This is a genomic window from Sabulicella glaciei (assembly GCF_026183895.1).
In the GTDB taxonomy this organism is placed as follows: Bacteria; Pseudomonadota; Alphaproteobacteria; order Acetobacterales; family Acetobacteraceae; genus Roseococcus; species Roseococcus glaciei.
In genome coordinates, this window is sequence record NZ_JAPFQI010000013.1 from 102,834 (window position 1) to 118,152 (window position 15,319).

Annotated in this window: 15 protein-coding genes; 6 read left to right on the forward strand and 9 right to left on the reverse strand. The window is 72.8% G+C overall.

The window, feature by feature from the left end:
• Positions 1-7: 7 nt before the first annotated feature.
• The 5 genes from OF850_RS15735 to OF850_RS15755 all read right to left on the reverse strand — a co-directional run bounded on the left by OF850_RS15735 (position 8) and on the right by OF850_RS15755 (position 5,917).
• On the reverse strand, positions 8-1,036 hold the full coding sequence (locus OF850_RS15735) for a PhoH family protein (RefSeq protein ID WP_301591234.1): 1,029 nt from the start codon (positions 1,034-1,036) through the stop codon (positions 8-10).
• On the reverse strand, positions 1,033-2,367 hold the full coding sequence (gene miaB / locus OF850_RS15740) for a tRNA (N6-isopentenyl adenosine(37)-C2)-methylthiotransferase MiaB (RefSeq protein WP_301591235.1): 1,335 nt from the start codon (positions 2,365-2,367) through the stop codon (positions 1,033-1,035). Before miaB ends, OF850_RS15735 begins: the two co-directional genes overlap by 4 nt.
• 137 nt (positions 2,368-2,504) lie before the next feature.
• Positions 2,505-3,428: a lysophospholipid acyltransferase family protein gene (locus OF850_RS15745; RefSeq protein ID WP_301591237.1), complete on the reverse strand. Its 924-nt coding sequence runs from the start codon at positions 3,426-3,428 to the stop codon at positions 2,505-2,507.
• Between the two features lie 206 nt (positions 3,429-3,634).
• Positions 3,635-4,237 carry a DedA family protein gene (locus tag OF850_RS15750; RefSeq protein WP_301591238.1) on the reverse strand — a complete coding sequence of 201 codons (603 nt, stop codon included), beginning with the start codon at positions 4,235-4,237 and terminating at the stop codon, positions 3,635-3,637.
• A gap of 9 nt (positions 4,238-4,246) precedes the next feature.
• A complete protein-coding gene (locus tag OF850_RS15755) occupies positions 4,247-5,917 on the reverse strand; it encodes an ArnT family glycosyltransferase (protein ID WP_301591239.1) in 1,671 nt (556 codons plus the stop codon).
• A 51-nt stretch (positions 5,918-5,968) separates the two neighbouring features.
• Between OF850_RS15755 and OF850_RS15760 the strand changes: the two genes are divergently transcribed.
• The 4 genes from OF850_RS15760 to OF850_RS15775 are packed head-to-tail and all read left to right on the forward strand — an operon-like array spanning position 5,969 to position 10,051.
• Entirely contained in the window at positions 5,969-7,168 is a 1,200-nt protein-coding gene (locus tag OF850_RS15760) for an RsmB/NOP family class I SAM-dependent RNA methyltransferase (protein ID WP_301591240.1), read from the forward strand.
• Positions 7,165-8,169 carry a hypothetical protein gene (locus tag OF850_RS15765; RefSeq protein ID WP_301591242.1) on the forward strand — a complete coding sequence of 335 codons (1,005 nt, stop codon included), beginning with the start codon at positions 7,165-7,167 and terminating at the stop codon, positions 8,167-8,169. Before OF850_RS15760 ends, OF850_RS15765 begins: the two co-directional genes overlap by 4 nt.
• A gap of 38 nt (positions 8,170-8,207) precedes the next feature.
• Positions 8,208-9,089, forward strand: a complete 882-nt coding sequence (locus OF850_RS15770; protein ID WP_301591243.1) for an alpha/beta fold hydrolase — start codon at positions 8,208-8,210, stop codon at positions 9,087-9,089.
• Positions 9,086-10,051 carry a Bug family tripartite tricarboxylate transporter substrate binding protein gene (locus tag OF850_RS15775; RefSeq protein WP_301591245.1) on the forward strand — a complete coding sequence of 322 codons (966 nt, stop codon included), beginning with the start codon at positions 9,086-9,088 and terminating at the stop codon, positions 10,049-10,051. Before OF850_RS15770 ends, OF850_RS15775 begins: the two co-directional genes overlap by 4 nt.
• On the opposite strand, the gene OF850_RS15780 is transcribed toward OF850_RS15775, so the two are convergent.
• Genes OF850_RS15780 through OF850_RS15790 form a run of 3 tightly spaced genes read right to left on the reverse strand, consistent with a single transcriptional unit; the run spans position 10,038 to position 12,547 of the window.
• A complete protein-coding gene (locus tag OF850_RS15780) occupies positions 10,038-10,538 on the reverse strand; it encodes a prolyl-tRNA synthetase associated domain-containing protein (RefSeq protein ID WP_301591247.1) in 501 nt (166 codons plus the stop codon). The two genes, OF850_RS15775 and OF850_RS15780, sit on opposite strands and share 14 nt — an antisense overlap.
• Positions 10,535-11,521: a Bug family tripartite tricarboxylate transporter substrate binding protein gene (locus OF850_RS15785; protein ID WP_301591248.1), complete on the reverse strand. Its 987-nt coding sequence runs from the start codon at positions 11,519-11,521 to the stop codon at positions 10,535-10,537. The genes OF850_RS15780 and OF850_RS15785 overlap by 4 nt, the downstream gene beginning before the upstream one ends.
• Before the next feature lie 36 nt (positions 11,522-11,557).
• Entirely contained in the window at positions 11,558-12,547 is a 990-nt protein-coding gene (locus OF850_RS15790) for an MBL fold metallo-hydrolase (protein ID WP_301591249.1), read from the reverse strand.
• 269 nt (positions 12,548-12,816) lie between these two features.
• Between OF850_RS15790 and OF850_RS15795 the strand changes: the two genes are divergently transcribed.
• A complete protein-coding gene (locus OF850_RS15795; RefSeq protein ID WP_301591250.1) occupies positions 12,817-14,397 on the forward strand; it encodes an ABC transporter substrate-binding protein in 1,581 nt (526 codons plus the stop codon).
• Between the two features lie 6 nt (positions 14,398-14,403).
• Here OF850_RS15795 and OF850_RS15800 read toward each other — a convergent pair whose 3' ends face one another.
• Positions 14,404-14,637 (reverse strand): hypothetical protein, encoded by a 234-nt coding sequence (locus OF850_RS15800; protein ID WP_301591252.1) that lies wholly within the window; start codon positions 14,635-14,637, stop codon positions 14,404-14,406.
• 141 nt (positions 14,638-14,778) lie between these two features.
• Here OF850_RS15800 and OF850_RS15805 point away from each other — a divergent pair, with 141 nt between their 5' ends.
• Entirely contained in the window at positions 14,779-15,309 is a 531-nt protein-coding gene (locus OF850_RS15805; RefSeq protein ID WP_301591254.1) for a hypothetical protein, read from the forward strand.
• The last annotated feature ends 10 nt before the right edge of the window (positions 15,310-15,319 follow it).

Consider the following 15,319-nt stretch of genomic DNA (forward strand, 5'->3'; position numbering starts at 1 on the left):
GGGCGTTCTACTTCCGCAGTCCATCGCGAGTTGTCTGGGCCTCCACCGCGCCATAGGCCGCGACGATGCGCCCCACCAGCGGGTGCCGCACCACGTCGCGTTCGTCGAAACGGATGAAGCCGATCCCGGCGACGCCGTCCAGCACGTTCATCGCCTCGACCAATCCCGATTTCTGCCCGGGCGGCAAGTCCACCTGGGACGGATCGCCCGTGATGGCCATGCGCGACCCCTCCCCCATGCGGGTAAGGAACATCTTCATCTGGGCCGGGGTGGTGTTCTGCGCCTCGTCCAGGATGGCGAAGCAATGCGCCAGGGTGCGGCCGCGCATGAAGGCGAGCGGCGCGATCTCGATCTCCCCGGCGGCGAGGCGGCGCGCCACCTGCTCGGCCGGCAGCATGTCGTGGAGCGCGTCGTAGAGCGGGCGGAGATAGGGGTCCACCTTCTCCTTCATGTCGCCGGGCAGGAAGCCCAGCCGCTCGCCCGCCTCCACGGCGGGACGGGACAGGACGATGCGGTCCACCCGGCCCGACTGGAGCAGCGCCACGCCCTGCGCGACGGCGAGGTAGGTCTTGCCCGTGCCCGCGGGGCCCAGGCCGAACACCATCTCGTGCCGAGCCAACGCGTCCATGTAGGCGGATTGCGCCGGGGTGCGGGGCGCGATGGCCCCGCGCCGGGTGCGGATCTGCGGGATGTCCTGCAGCGGCAGGCGCGGGTCCTGCTCGGCCTCGCCTTCCGCCATGCGGATCGCGCCCTCCACGTCGCTGACGCCGATCGCCGCGCCGCGCTCCAGCCCGCGCCACAGGCCGCGCAGCACCTGCTCGGCCATCAGGGTCTGGGCGGGCGAGCCGCTGATCGTCAGCCGGTTGCCGCGGCTGGCGACCTTCACGCCCAATCGGCCCTCGATGCGCGCCAGGTGCCGGTCGTGCTCGCCATGGAGCAGGGGCAGGAGGGCGTTGTCCTCGAATTGCAGCGTGACGCTGCGCGTCTCGGAATTGGGCGCCGCCTGACGAGGGCGGAGGGCGAGGGCGTTGTTCAAGCGGCGTCTTTCTCCTGCTCGACGATCTCGCCCGAAAGCGAGTTGGGGTGGCCCGCCACGATGCGGACCGGAACGATCCGGCCCACGAGAGTGGAAGAGCCGAAGGCATGGACGGGTTGCAGCCAGGGGGTGCGGCCGGCGATCTGCCCGGCATGACGGCCGGGTCCTGTGACCAGCACGTCGCATATGGTGCCGGCCTTGCCCGCATTGAAGTCCGCCTGCTGCGTCCGCAGCAACTCCTGCACCTCGGCGAGGCGGCGGTCCTTGGTCGCCTCGTCGACATGCGCCGCCGCGGCCGCGGCCGGCGTGCCGGGGCGCGACGAATACTTGAAGGAAAAGGCCTGGGCGAAGCCGATGCGCTCGATCAGCCGCAGCGTCGCCTGGTGGTCCTCCTCCCGCTCGCCCGGATGGCCGGCGATGATGTCGGTGGACAGCGCCAGGTCGGGCCGCGCCGCGCGCAGCCGGTCCACCAAGCGCTCGTACTCCTCCGCCGTGTGGCCGCGATTCATGGCCGCGAGCACGCGGTCCGAGCCGGACTGCACCGGCAGATGAAGGAACGGCATGACCTGCGGGATGTCGCGATGCGCGGCGATCAGCGCCTCGTCCATGTCGCGCGGGTGGGAGGTGGTGTAGCGCAGCCGCTCGACGCCCGGGATGCCGGCCAGGAGGCGCAGGAGGCCGGCCAGCCCCTCCGCTCCCTCGCCGTGCCAGGCATTCACGTTCTGGCCGAGCAGCGTGATCTCGCGCGTGCCCTGGGCCGCCATGCGCCGCGCCTCGGCGAGGATGGCAGCGGCGGGGCGCGAATACTCGGCGCCGCGCGTGTAGGGCACGACGCAGAAGGAGCAGAACTTATCGCAGCCTTCCTGGATGGTCAGGAAGCCGGAAACGCCCTGCGGCGCGGCCTCGGCGGGCAGGTGGTCGAACTTCTCCTCGACCGGGAACTCGGTCTCGATCGCCACCCCGCCGGAACGGCTGATGCGTGCCACCATCTCCGGCAGCTTGTGGTAGCTCTGCGGCCCCATCACGATGTCCACGAAGGGCGCGCGTGCGGTGATCTCCGCCCCTTCTGCCTGGGCGACGCAGCCGGCCACGGCCAGCATCATCCCTGGCTTCTCCTCCTTCAGCTTCCGCAGGCGGCCCAGTTCGGAGAAGAGCTTCTCCGTCGCCTTCTCGCGGATGTGGCAGGTGTTGAGGATGACCATGTCCGCGCCGTCCGGCGCCTCGGCCGGGGCATAGCCCAGGGGCGCCAGCAGGTCCGCCATGCGGCCGCTGTCGTACACGTTCATCTGGCAGCCCCAGCTTCGGATGAAGAGGCGCTTCTTGTTGCTCATGAGGGAAGTTCCCCGGAAATCCAGGGCGGGGACATGCGGGGCGGGGGCCGCACGGTCAAGCAGCGCGGTCCCGGCCGGGGATGCGGAGGGCTGTCCGGCTCATCGGAAGCGAGGCTGGCAAAACCCTTCCGCGCCGGTCAAGCGGCTTCGGCTTCGACCGGACGGTTCTGCCGCAGCGCGGCCGCGGCCTCCGTCACCGTGCGCCCCACCCGGATGGCTAGGTCCTTGCGGTCGGAGGCGACATCCGGGACGAAGCCGGGGTGCAGCACCACCGTCGCCCGCGTTCCGGTGCGGCGGAGGAGGCGCCAGGCATGGGAGGCCGTCTCCATGTCGCCGTACCAGGCGAAGACCGCGCGGTCCTTGCGGCCGACGGGCAGGCCGCCCAGCCGGTCATAGACCACGGTGACGGGCTGCACCGCCCGCGCCGCCGGGGCGATGGCGAAGAAGGAGGAGCGGAAGGGCAGCACCCGCGCCCCGTCGCTGGTCGTTCCTTCGGGGAACAGGATCAGGCTTTCGCCGCCTTCCAGCTTCGCGCGCATCTCCTGCGCCTCGGCGCCGGTGCGGTTGCGGGTGCGGGACACGAAGACCGTGCTGCCCAGCCGCGCCACCGTGCCGATCAGCGGCCAGCCCGCCACGTCCGCCTTGCTGACGAAGCGCGCATCCAGCACCGCACCCAGCACCATGATGTCCAGCCAGGAGGAGTGGTTGGACACGTGCAGCGTCGGCCGCTCCGGCGAGGGCAACCCGATGACGCGCAGCCGCAACCCGATCAGGCGGCACAGCGTGCGGTGGTAGAAGCGGCTGAAGCGGTGCTTCGCATTCCCGGGCAGGCGGATCAGCACCATCTGCACCGGAAACCCGAACAGGACGGTGAAGAGCAGCACGAGCGCGATGCGGCGCACCGCCCGGACCCGTCCGCCTTCCGGGCGGTCGTGGCCCAGCACGTCGGCCCAGGCGCGGCCCGGCAGGCGGGGACGGAAGCGCAGCGGCCGGTCTCGCCGAAGCCGTCGCGCCCCCGCTGGGGCGCTGGATGGCGGGGACGCGGGTTGGAATGCGGCCATGGCATGGGGTTAACCTGCCGGGCAGGTCGCGTCCATGACGCAATGACGACGGATCGGTGAATCCGCGCCGCCTCCGGCGTTGGGTCCCCGTGCCCCAAGGAGATGCGGATGCGACGCCTTTCACCCTTTCAGCGATTCATCCTGGCGCTGGGCGCGCTGGGCCTCCTCGTCGCGGCGGTGGCAGCGCTGGCCGGGCTGCTGGCCGGCTAGTCCTTGCGGCGCCAGGCGCGCCACACCCACCAGACCAGCACCAGCGCCGCCAGGGCGAGGAGCGGCTTGGAAAGCGGGTCGATATAGCCCTCGATCGCCGTGTAGCGCTCCTCCAGCACATAGCCGAGCACGGCGAGGCCGCCGACCCAGATCACCGTCCCCAGCGTGGTGAGGCCGTAGAACAGCGGGCGCGGCATCTCGATCAGCCCGGCGGGGACGGAGATCAGCGTGCGGATGCCGGGCATCATGCGCCCCAGGAACACGGCCAGCGGTCCCCAGCGCCGCAGCGCCGCCTCGCCCTCCCCGATGTCGCGCTCGCGCACGCCAATCCACCCGCCGAAGCGCGCCACCAGGGCACGGGTGCGGTCGGATCCGAAGGCACGCGCCGCCTCGAACCACGCCGCGTTGCCGACGATGGTGCCCAGGATGCCGGCGAGGATCGCGCCGAAGAGCGACATTTCTCCACGCGCCGCCGCGAAGCCGGCCAGCGGCATGATCACTTCGCTCGGGATCGGCGGGAACAGGTTCTCCAGGAACATCAGGGCGAAGACGCCCAGGTAGCCGGCAGCGGCCACCCAGGAGGTGACGAGGTCCATCATGCGGGGCGGTCAGTCCAGGGTGAAGATGTGGAGGGTCAGGGCGCGGCCGCGCGTGTAGTTGAAGCCGTGCACCGCGTCCCGCTCGCGCGGGGCGATGCCGAGGGTGGCGGCCTCGCGCCGGAAATCGTCCAGCGCGCGGTTGCCCACGGCGACGGCGCGGCCTGGCGCCTCGGCCAGGAAGCGGGCGGCGTCCTCGCCGCGTCGGAGGAAGCGCGTCTCCGCGCCGATGCGGAACAGGGTCGAGGGTTCGGCGTGGGAGGTGATACCGAAGCGCGCGGCGGGCAGGCCGGGCGCGACGCGCTCCAGCGCGGCCTGGAGGCGGGGGGCGATCCAGATCGGCTCCACGCGCGGAAGGGTGAACTCCATCACGCTCGCATAGAGCGGAATGGCGGCGAGCACGCCCAGCACCGCCGCCCGCGCCCAGCGCGCCGCCGCCATGGCGCGCCAGGTCAGCACGGCGAGCAGGATGGCGAAGGGCACGGACAGGAAGGCGCCCACGGGCTCGTGCGCGGTGGCGAGCCAGGGGACCAGCAGCGCCACCGCCGAAAGCCCGAGCGCGACCCCGGCCACCAGCACCCGCGCCAGAATCGCCAACCAGCGCGGCGGGGCGAGGCGCAGCGGGTCCATGGCCCAGGCGGCGGCCAGCAGCATCACCGCGGGGTAGGTGGGCAGGGTGTAGTGCGGCAGCTTGGTCGCCACCGCCTCGAAGACCAGCCAGGAGGGCACGATCCAGGCGAGCAGGAAGCGGGTGCGCGGCAGGGCGCGTTCCGCCCACACGCCGCGCGCCGCCAGCAGCGCCAGGATGCCGGCGGGAAAGGCGGCGATGGGGAAGGTCAGCAGGTAGAAGCCCGGCGGGCCCCAATGCTTCTCGTCGCCCGAGCCGACCTTGCCGAGCATGTCGTCGCCCACGGCCTCGGCGAAGAAGCGGCCCTCGGTCGCGATGCCGATGGCGGCCATCCAGGGCAGCACGATCAGGAGCATCAGCGGCACGCCCCAGAGCGGGTGCAGAGCCCGCAGCCAGGGCGCCCTGCCCCGGTCCACGACGGCGAGGGTGATGCCGGCCAGCAGCGCCACCATGGGCGCGATCGGTCCCTTGAGCAGCACGCCGATGCCGAGCGCGATCCAGAACAACGCCGCCTGCCGCGCCGTGAAGCCCGAAGGCTGGAGGTAGGCCGCCCCCATCAGCCCCATCGCCGCGGTGACGGCGGCCAGCAGCGCGGCGTCGGTCTTGGCGATATGCGCCTCGACCATCAGCACCATGGTCCCGGCGAGCATGGCGGCGGCGAGCAGGGCCGGGCGCGGCCCGACCAGCCGCCGCCCCAGGGTGAAGGTGAGCAGCACGGCGGTGATGGCGCCGAGCAGCGAGGGGATGCGGTAGGCCCAGATGTCGCGTCGCGAGCCCAGCCCGGCGGCCTCCACCAGATGCACCGTGGCCGCCTGCGCCCAGTGGATGCCGACGGGCTTCTTGTTGCGCTCCTCCTCGCCGACGCGCAGCCGCACCGGGTCGCCGCTGTCCAGCATCTGCCGCGTCGCCTGGGCGAAGCGGCTTTCATCGCGGTCGCCGGCGGGCAGGCTGAAGAAGCCGGGCAGGAACAGCGCCAGGCACAGCACGACCAGCATCAGCCGCGGGCGGCGCTGGGCGGCGGCCGCGAATGCGTCGGAAGCCGTGGCGGAGGTCATCGGGGCGCGCGTCTAGCACGCGGGATGCCCCGGGGCCATAAACCGGCCTGCATGCCAGCGAACCCAGCCCGCCTTGCCGCCTCCCACCTCCTCGAAGCCGTGCTGGAGCGCGGCCGGTCGCTGGAGGAGGCCCTGGACACCGCCCCCGCGATGGAGGCGCGCGACAAGGCGGCCGGACACCGCATCGCCGCCACGGTGCTGCGCCGCCTGGGCAGCCTGGACGCGGCGCTGGAGCCCTGGCTGCGCCGCCAGCCCCCGGCCCCGGCACTGCGCGCGCTGCGGATCGGCGCGGCGGAGTTGCTGCTGCTCGGCACCCCGGCCCATGCCGCCGTCTCCGCCGCCGTTTCCGTGGTCCCGAAGCCGCTGGCCGGCGTGGTGAACGCCGTGCTGCGCCGGGTGACGGAAGCCGGGCCAGCGGTGCTGGAAGGGCTGGACGCGGAGCGGCTGGACACCCCTTCCTGGCTCTGGGCCTCCTGGCACGCGGCGCATGGGCCGGCGGTGCGCGCCATCGCCCGCGCACACCGCGAGGAAGCGCCGCTGGACCTGTCGCTCAAGCCGGGCGCCACCCCGCCGCCGGGCGGCGAAGCCCTGCCGGGCGGGACGCTGCGCTTTCCCGCCGGAACGCGCATCACGGAACTGCCCGGCTTCGCGGAGGGCGAGTTCTGGGCGCAGGACGAAGCCGCGGCCCTGCCCGCACGCCTCCTGGACGCGAAGCCCGGCGAGCGCGTGGCCGATCTTTGCGCCGCGCCTGGCGGCAAGACCGCGCAGCTGGCCGCCGCCGGGGCCGAGGTGGTGGCGGTGGAGCGCGACGCGAAGCGCCTGCTCCGCCTGCGCGAGAACCTGGAACGGCTGCGCCTGCCCGCCGAACTTGTTCAGGCCGACGCGGCGCGGTGGCAGCCGGAGGGCCGGTTCGACGCCGTGCTGCTGGACGCGCCCTGCACTGCCACCGGAACGATCCGCCGCCATCCGGACGTGCCGCATCTGAAGCGCCCCAAGGACGTGCCGGCCCTGGCGGCGCAGCAGAAGGCCCTGCTGGACGCCGCTGCGCGCCTCGTGAAGCCGGGCGGGCGGCTGGTCTTCTCAACCTGCTCCCTCCAGGCCGAGGAGGGCGAGGCGCATCTGCGCGCCCTGCCGGAGGGCTTCGCGCTGGACCCCGCGCCCGGGGCGCCGGAGGGCTGGCTGCGGACAAGACCGGATCAGGGAATGGACGGATTCTTTATCGCGCGTCTGCGGCGCAAGCTGGCGCCATGACGTATCGGCCGCTCCTCGCCCTTGCCCTGCTGGCGCTTTCCGCCTGCGCCTCCCCGCGCGGCGAGGAAGGCTTCATCCCCTTCTGGAACGCGGCGGAGAATCGCGACCTGTCGCACTCGCCGCAGCTTGGGGTGTCATTTCCGGGCAGCCAGGCGCCGGGAGCCGTCATCCCCTTCACGATGGACACGGGATCGGTGGGTGTCATCGCCTCGGCGGACCATTTCCGGCCGGAGCCGGGCGCGCGATCCCTGGGGCCGGGGCGGCGGGCCTATTCCTCCTCCGGCGTGGTGGAGGTGGGCGAGTGGTTCCTCGCCGAAATCGCGCTGCACGCCCCAAGCGGGCGCGAGGCGGCGCGGGCGCGCGTGCCGGTGCTGCAGGTGCGGCGCATCGAATGCCTGCCCAGCGCGCGGCGCTGCACCCCGCAGGCGGAGGCGCGCCACGTCGCCATGATGGGCGTGGGCTTTGCGCCCGGCCACGGCCCGGCCGCCGACGCGACGCCCGACTACAACCCGCTGCTGAACCTCACGCGGGGCGGGCACGGGCGGCGCGGCTGGGTCATCACGCGGCACGGCCTGCATCCCGGCCTGGGCGAGACGGAAGGCTTCCGCTTCGTGTCCCTGACGCCGCGCACTGCCTCCTCCCTGCCAGGGCGGCCGGACTGGAACGCGGTGCCCGCGCCGATCGGCGTGAACGGCACGACGGCGCCGGGCGGGGTGCTGGTGGACACCGGGATCGGCGAGGCCTTCCTTTCCCCGCCCGACGGCGTGGCGCTACCGCGCGGCCCGGCGCCGGCCGGCACGCGCATCTCCGTGGGACTGCCGGGCGGGGCGGAATGGGTGGCGGTCGCAAGCGAGACGCCTTCGCCGCCCGGGCCGGAATCCGTGCTGGTGGTGCATGACGGCGTGCCCTTCGTGAACACCGGGCGGCGCTTCCTGCTCGGCCACGACATCGCCTTCGATGCCGAGGCGGGGCGCTACGGCTTCCGGCCGGTTTCGCGCTGACCTACCCTCCCGCCCGGAAACGGGCCGGGAGATGGCGCATGTTCTTCGAGGGTTTCGCGCTGGAAGAGCGTGACGTGGCGGGGATGCGCGTGCGCTTCCGGCGGGGCGGATCCGGCCCGCCCTTGCTGCTGCTGCACGGCAACCCGCAGACCCACGCCATGTGGCACAAGGTCGCGCCCGTGCTGGCGCGGCGCTTCACGGTGATCTGCCCCGATATTCGCGGCTATGGCTTCTCCGCCAAGCCGAAGCCCGCGCCCGGCCACGCCGCCTATGCGAAGCGTGAAATGGCGAAGGACGTGCTCGGCCTCATGCGCGAACTCGGCCATGAGCGCTTCTCCGTCGTCAGCCACGACCGCGGCGCGCGCCTCGCGCATCGCCTCGTGCTGGATCACGCGGAGGCGGTGGAGCGGCTTTGCGTCATGGACATCGTGCCGACGCTGCATCACTTCGAGAACGCCGACATGGAATTCGGCCTCGGCTACTATCACTGGTTCTGGCTGGCCCAGCCGCATCCGGGGCCGGAGACGCTGATCCGGCAGGACGTGGAGATGTGGTTCCGCATCCACACCTCGCGCGAGCCCAAGGATGACGGGTTCTTCCACCCGGAGGCGCGGGCCGACTACCTCGCCGCGCTGCGCGAGCCGGGCACGGTGGAGGCGATCTGCGAGGATTACCGCGCCGCCGCGACGATCGACCTGGAGCATGACCGGGAAAGCCGCGCGCAAGGGGTGAAGGTCGCCTGCCCGCTGCTCGCGCTGTGGGGCGAAAAGGGCAAGATCGGCCAGTGGTACGATGCGCTGGCGGTATGGCGCGCCTATTCCGCGGCGGAAGTGACTGGCCACGCGGTGAACAGCGGGCATTATCTGGCTGAGGAGGCACCCGGAGAGGTGCTCGAAGCCCTGGAGGAGTTCCTGCCATGAAGCGCCGCGCTCTCGTCGCATCCGCCCTCGCCCTGCCCTTTGCTGCCTCGGCGCAGCCCGCCTGGCAGCCGCGCGGCCCCATCACGGTGATCGTGCCCAACCCGCCGGGCGGCGGCACCGACTTCGCCGCGCGGCTCTATGTCGAAGGCCTGTCCCAGGCGCTCGGCGTGCCGGTGGTGATCGACAACCGCGGCGGCGCCAACGGCAATATCGGCATCCTGGCGACGGTGCGCGCCCCGGCCGACGGGCAGACGCTGCTGCTGCAATACAACGGCTATCACGCCGGCAACCCGGCGATGATGAGCAACCTGCAATGGGACCCGCTGCGCGACCTGAAGCCGGTCGGCATGGCGACCATGGCGCCGCACGGAATCTTCGTGTCGCCGCAGGTGCCGTCGAACACGCTGCGCGAGTTCATCGCCTGGGCGAAGGAACGTCCGGGCGGCATCAACTACGCCTCCTCCGGCACCGGCTCCATCCAGCACATCGCGGGGGTGCTGTTCGGCCGCGCCACCGGCGTCGAGGTGACGCACGTGCCCTATCGCGGCGCGGCGCCGGCCCTGCAGGACGTGGCGGGCGGACGGATCGAGCTGTTCATCACCACCCCCTCCTCCGCCATCGCGCTGGCGCAGGCCGGGCGGGTGAAGGCGCTGGCCATCGCGGGCTCCGCGCGCGCGGCCGGCCTGCCCGACGTGCCCACCACGGCGGAAGCCGGGCTGCCCGGCTTCGCGCTGGATGCGTGGTTCGCCTTCTTCGCCCCCGCCGGCATCCCGGAGCCGGCGCGGCAGCGGCTGAACGCGGAGCTGCGCCGCCTCGCCGAGGACCCCACCATCCGCGCCCGCGCCGAGGCTGGCGGTGCCGCCACCCGCGCCATGACGCTGGCGGAGCTGGACGCGCTGGCGGAACGCGAGGTGCGCGAGCTGGGCGACGTGATCCGGTCCGCCGGAATTACGCTGGATTGAGATCCAGCACCGTCACCTCGTGCCCCAGCCCCCGCAGGAAGCGCAGCAGCGCCTCGGGGGCGAGGCCGGTGGATGCGGTGTTCACGAGCGGGTGGAACCAGACCAGCGCAGGCGCCTCGGCCAGCGCCGCGTCCAGCACCACCCGCACGGTGCCCGGCGCGGCGTGGACCAGCCCGAAGGGGGTGACGCTGCCCGGCTCCACCCCCAGCACCGCGCGCAACTCCTCCGCGCTGCCCATGGAAACGCGGCCCCATCCGGCGCGGCGCGCCAGCTCGTTCACGCGGAGTTGTCGCCCCTCCTCCAGCACGGCAAGGGCGAACCCTCCCTCCTTGCGGCGCAGGAACAGGTTCTTGCTGTGCAGCCCCGGCAAATCGCCACGCAGCGCGCGCGACTCCGCCACGGTGAAGAGCGGCGGGTGGGGCACGGTGCGCGCCTCGATCCCCGCCGCCTCCAGCCGCGCCAGCAGCCCTTCCGGCGTTTCCGTCATTCCGGGCGGATGTTGTTGGCGCGCACCACGCGGCCCCAGCTTTCCGCCTCGTTCGCCAGCCACGCCTTGAAGGGCTCCGGCCCCATGGCGCGCACATCGGCGCCGAGATCCGCCATGCGCCGGGCGATCTCCGGCTGGGCGAGGATCTGGCGCAGCGCGCCGTCCAGCCGCGCGATGACCGGGGCAGGCGTCGGGCCGGGGGCGAAGATGCCCTGCCAAGTGCCGCTCTCCGTCGCCGGCCAGCCTAGCTCCGCAAAGGTCGGCACGTCGGGCAGCCCCTCCAGCCGCTTCGGGCCGGAGACGGCGATGGCACGGAGCCGCCCGTCGCGGGTGAAGGGCGCGGTCGCGGTGGCGCCGTTGATGATGATCTGCGCCTCGCCCCCCGCCACGGCGGTCAGCGCGGCCGCGCCGCCGCGATAGGGCACCTGCGTCAGGTTCGCGCCCCAATGCTGCGCCAGCAGCACGGCGGTCAGGTGGTTGGCCGCGCCGACGCCGGAATTGGCGACGTTGAGCGTGTCCGGCGAGCGCTTCGCCAGTTCCGCCAACTCCTGCGCGTTGCGCGCCCGCACCGACGGATGCACGGCCAGGATGTAGGGCGCGTAGATCAGCAGGTTCACGGGTGCCAGGTCGCGCAGCACGTCGAACGTCAAGCGTGGGAACAGCGAGGGCGCGGTCGCCAGCGCCCCCGCATCGGTGATCAGCAGCGCGCTGCCATCCGGCGTGGCGCGCGACACGAGTTCCGCGCCGAGATTGCCGTTGGCGCCGGTGCGGTTCTCCACCACCACGCTCTGCCCGAGCAGGCGAGACATTTCCGGCGCGAGGATGCGCGCGAGGATGTCGCTGGTGCCGCCCGGCGCGAAGGGCACGACGAGGCGCACCGTCGCCCCCTGCGCGAAGGCAGGCGTCGCAAGCGGCGCGGCAAGGGCGGAGGCGAGCAGGGCGCGGCGGTGCATGGCGGTTTCCTCGGTTCGGATTTCCGCCATGGCACCCGCATCGCGCCCCCGTGGCAAGGGGGAGGCTCAGCCCACGCCGCTGAGGTTCATCCCTGCCGGCATCCAGGCATAGCCCTCGCCCGCCCGCGCGACGTGGCCGATCCCGGGCCAGGGGAAGTGGTAGGACAGGACGTGGTGCCGGTCCGTCGCGAGCCGGTCGAGCATCCGTACGCGGGTCCGCGCCGACTGCGCCGGGTCGGTGTCGTAGGCGAACTCCCAGGAGGGGCGGCGCAGCATGATGGCCTGGTGGTGCGCGAGGTCGCCCGTGTTCACCACCGTCATTCCGCCCGAGGACACGGCGTAGCAATGATGCCCCACCGTGTGCCCCGGCGCGGCGATGGCGGTGATGCCCGGCACGACTTCCGCCCCGTCGCGGATCATCACCAGCCGGTCGCGATAGGCTTCCAGGTTCTTCTTCGCGCCGTCGATGAAGGGCACCATGAAGGCGGGGCCGCGCTTGTTGTTGTCGTCGGTCCAGTAGCGCAGGTCGCTTTCCGCCAGCGCAACCTGGGCGTTGGGGAAGACGCGCTGCCCGTTGGCGTCCACCAGCCCCCAGGCATGGTCGCAATGGGCGTGGGTGAGCAGGATCATGTCGAACTGCTCGGGCTGGAAGCCGGCGGCGCGGAGGTTCTCGCGCAGCTTGCCGGTGGTGGGGCCGAACATGCGGCTCGCCTCGCCCATGCTGTCGCCCATGCCGGTGTCGATCAGGATGAGCTGGCGCCCGGTGTTCACCACCAGCGCGTTCTGCTCCAGCACCACCCCGTCGGCGGGCAGGTAGGCCTCGCGCAGGATGGTCTGCATCTCCTCCGCGGGCGCGCGGGGGAAGCCGTCGGCCGGGCGGCCCAGCGGCAGGGCGCCGTCGCTCACCACCGTCGCCTCGAAATCGCCGATCGTGAAGCGGTACCAGGCCGGGGCCTGGGTGCCGAGCTTCGGCGCGGCGGCCCGTGCGGACGGGGCGGCGGCCAGGGTGCCGAGCGCGGCGGCCAGGCCGAAGGCCTCGCGGCGGGTCATGTGCATCGCGTTCTCCTCCTCGCGCCCTTATGCGGACGCATGGGAAAGCCTAGACCCGTCGCCGCCCCGGAATCCACGGGGCCGCGCTTGCGCCGTGCACGCCGATGGGCCATCTCCCCGGGCGACACATGGGGGTGCGCCCGTCGCGCGGCGCTGAGAGGCGGGGGACAGCCCCGCGACCCCGGAACCTGATCCGGTTCGCACCGGCGGAGGGAAGGGTGTCGGGCGCGGCCGCGCGCCCCTCCCCTCCGGCATCGCGAGGAGGGAAGCATCCGATGACCCAACGCCGCGCGATCCTGGCCGCCGCCCTTGCCGCCCCTGTCCTGCGGGGCGCCCAGGCGCAGAATGCCCGCGCGCGGACGCTGCGCTTCATGCCGCAGGCGGCGCTGGCGGTGCTGGATCCGGTCTTCAACCCCTCCACCATCATCACCACCCACGGCTACTGCGTGTGGGACACGCTGTACGGCGCCGACCGCGCCATGCGCCCGCGCCCGCAGATGGCCGCGGGGCACGAGGTCTCGGCGAACGGGCTCGAATGGCGCATTACCCTGCGCGACGGGTTGCGCTTCCATGACGGGGAGAGGGTGCGCGGGCGGGACTGCGTCGCCTCCATCCGGCGTTGGGCGGCGCGGGACAATTTCGGCCTCGCCCTGATGCGCGCCACGGCGGAGCTGGATGCGCCGGAGGATCGCGTGATCCGCTTCCGCCTCCATCGCCTCTTCCCCGCCCTGCTCGACGCGCTGGCCAAGCCCGGCAGCAGCCCGTGCTTCATGATGCCCGAGCGCTTCGCCACGACGCCGGCCGACCGGGCGCTGGGACCGGACGCGATGATCGGCTCCGGCCCCTGGCGCTTCCAGCCGGGCGAGTACGTGCAGGGCTCGCGCTCCGTTTATCTGCGCAACGAGGCCTATGAGCCGCGCGACGAACCGGCCGAGGCGGCGACGGGCGGCAAGCGCGTGCATTTCGACCGGCTGGAGCTGGTCTGGCTGCCCGATGGCGGCACGGCGGCGGCGGCGCTGCGCACCGGCGAGGTGGACTGGGTGGAATATCCGCTGCCCGACCTCGTGCCGCTGCTGCAGCGCGACCGCAACATCCGCACCCAGATCTACGACCCGAACGGCTTCCTGGGCTTCCTGCGCTTCAATCACCTGCATCCGCCCTTCAGCGACGTGCGGGTGCGCCGCGCGATCCGCGACGTGCTGGTGCAGCCGGATTTCATGCAGGCCGTGGCGCTGCCGGGCGACTGGCAGGAATGCCATTCGATGTTTCCATGCGGTCTGCCCGGCGCGTTGGAATTCCCGCCCGCGCCGCGCGGCCCGCAGGCCGTTGAACGCGCCCGCGCCGCGCTGCGCGAGGCGGGCTACAGCGGCGAACCCATCATCCACATCAACCCGACCGACTTCCCGGCGGTGACGCAGCAGGGCCGCGTGACGGTGGAGGTGATGCGATCGCTTGGGCTGAACATGCAGCCGGTGGAAAGCGACTGGGCGTCCATCCTGGCGCGGCGGGCGAACCGCAACCCGCCGGCGCAGGGCGGCTGGCATCTGCACAACACCAATGCCCCGGCAGCGACGATCGCCAACCCGGCCGTGTCCTTCGTGATCCGCATGAACGGCGCCCAGGCCTGGCCCGGCTGGCCGGAGGACCCGGCGGTGGAGGAGCAGGTCGCCGCCTGGCTGTCCGCCGCCGATGCCGAGGCGCAGGAGGTGGCGATGCGTCGCCTGCAGGAACTGGCCTGGGAAAGCGTGCCCATCGCGCCGACCGGGCTGTTCCGCCTCCGCACTGCCTTCCGCGCCGACCTGTCCGGCGTCCTGCAGGGGCCGAATCCGTTCCTGTGGAACCTCCGGCGCGGCTGACGCCGACTAGCGAGAGGCCCAGCGCACCGGGCGGTCGGGCGGATTGCGGCCCATCTGCGCGTCGCTCAGGCACAGGGCAAGGGACACGCCGTCGCGCACGGGGTCGCGCATCGCTTCGTTGAGCATGGCCGCCTGGGCTTCGCAGGAAGCGAGGTCCATCGGGCGTTCCAGCACGGCTGGCGGGGGGACGGCACTGCCGGTGCCCACGGGGGAGAGAGCAACCAGAATCAGCCAGAACACGGGGGGAAATCCTTTCACTTCTTGCTCTTACCCACCCCAACGCACAGATCGGGTGAACGGCTGCAAGGAAACCCGCGCGGCTGAAAACCTGTTTCGTCCCCTGTCAAGTCCTATCCGGGGCTCGACGGCAAGGAGGACGCGATGCGCCCATGGATGCTGCTGGCCGGGTTGGTCCTGGCCATGGGACCGGAGCTGGTGCCGGAGGCCGATGCCGCTCGCGCGTCCAGCCGCGAGGTGCGCGGCGCGACGGCGCGCGCGCCGTCAGCCTCTGCCACCCCGGCCCGATCCCGTGCGGCCCCCGCCGCGAGAGCCGCGAGAAGCGCAGCGGCGCGGCGAACGCCGGAAGCGCGACGCCCGGCCGCGTCCCGCGCAGCGCCTCGTGCCGCACCGCGCGCGGCCCAGCGCCCCGCCCCGCCCCGCAGCGCCGCGCTGCGGGAGGCAGTGGCGCCGCGTCCCACGCAGGCGACGATCATCCCCGTCGCACTGAAGCTGCCGGTGGAGGCGCCGCGCGCCCCGCCGGGCAGCGCCGCCACCTGCAACCTCAGCTTCCCCTGCACCGATGACGGCGGGCGCTACTATGTCGGCTTCGACCGGGAGAAGATCTACCTGTCCCCCCGGCCCGACCCCGTCCCCGGCACGACGCGCTCGGCGGGGCTGAACCTGGCGCGCTGAGGCCGCCTCG

Excerpts from the sequence above, each read along its gene's own strand:
- miaB (WP_301591235.1), bottom strand. The coding sequence starts at position 2,367 with ATGAGCAACAAGAAGCGCCTCTTCATCCGAAGCTGGGGCTGCCAGATG.
- OF850_RS15745 (WP_301591237.1), bottom strand. The coding sequence starts at position 3,428 with ATGGCCGCATTCCAACCCGCGTCCCCGCCATCCAGCGCCCCAGCGGGG.
- OF850_RS15750 (WP_301591238.1), bottom strand. The coding sequence starts at position 4,237 with ATGATGGACCTCGTCACCTCCTGGGTGGCCGCTGCCGGCTACCTGGGC.
- OF850_RS15755 (WP_301591239.1), bottom strand. The coding sequence starts at position 5,917 with ATGACCTCCGCCACGGCTTCCGACGCATTCGCGGCCGCCGCCCAGCGC.
- OF850_RS15760 (WP_301591240.1), top strand. The coding sequence starts at position 5,969 with ATGCCAGCGAACCCAGCCCGCCTTGCCGCCTCCCACCTCCTCGAAGCC.
- OF850_RS15765 (WP_301591242.1), top strand. The coding sequence starts at position 7,165 with ATGACGTATCGGCCGCTCCTCGCCCTTGCCCTGCTGGCGCTTTCCGCC.
- OF850_RS15770 (WP_301591243.1), top strand. The coding sequence starts at position 8,208 with ATGTTCTTCGAGGGTTTCGCGCTGGAAGAGCGTGACGTGGCGGGGATG.
- OF850_RS15775 (WP_301591245.1), top strand. The coding sequence starts at position 9,086 with ATGAAGCGCCGCGCTCTCGTCGCATCCGCCCTCGCCCTGCCCTTTGCT.
- OF850_RS15780 (WP_301591247.1), bottom strand. The coding sequence starts at position 10,538 with ATGACGGAAACGCCGGAAGGGCTGCTGGCGCGGCTGGAGGCGGCGGGG.
- OF850_RS15785 (WP_301591248.1), bottom strand. The coding sequence starts at position 11,521 with ATGGCGGAAATCCGAACCGAGGAAACCGCCATGCACCGCCGCGCCCTG.
- OF850_RS15790 (WP_301591249.1), bottom strand. The coding sequence starts at position 12,547 with ATGCACATGACCCGCCGCGAGGCCTTCGGCCTGGCCGCCGCGCTCGGC.
- OF850_RS15795 (WP_301591250.1), top strand. The coding sequence starts at position 12,817 with ATGACCCAACGCCGCGCGATCCTGGCCGCCGCCCTTGCCGCCCCTGTC.
- OF850_RS15805 (WP_301591254.1), top strand. The coding sequence starts at position 14,779 with ATGCGCCCATGGATGCTGCTGGCCGGGTTGGTCCTGGCCATGGGACCG.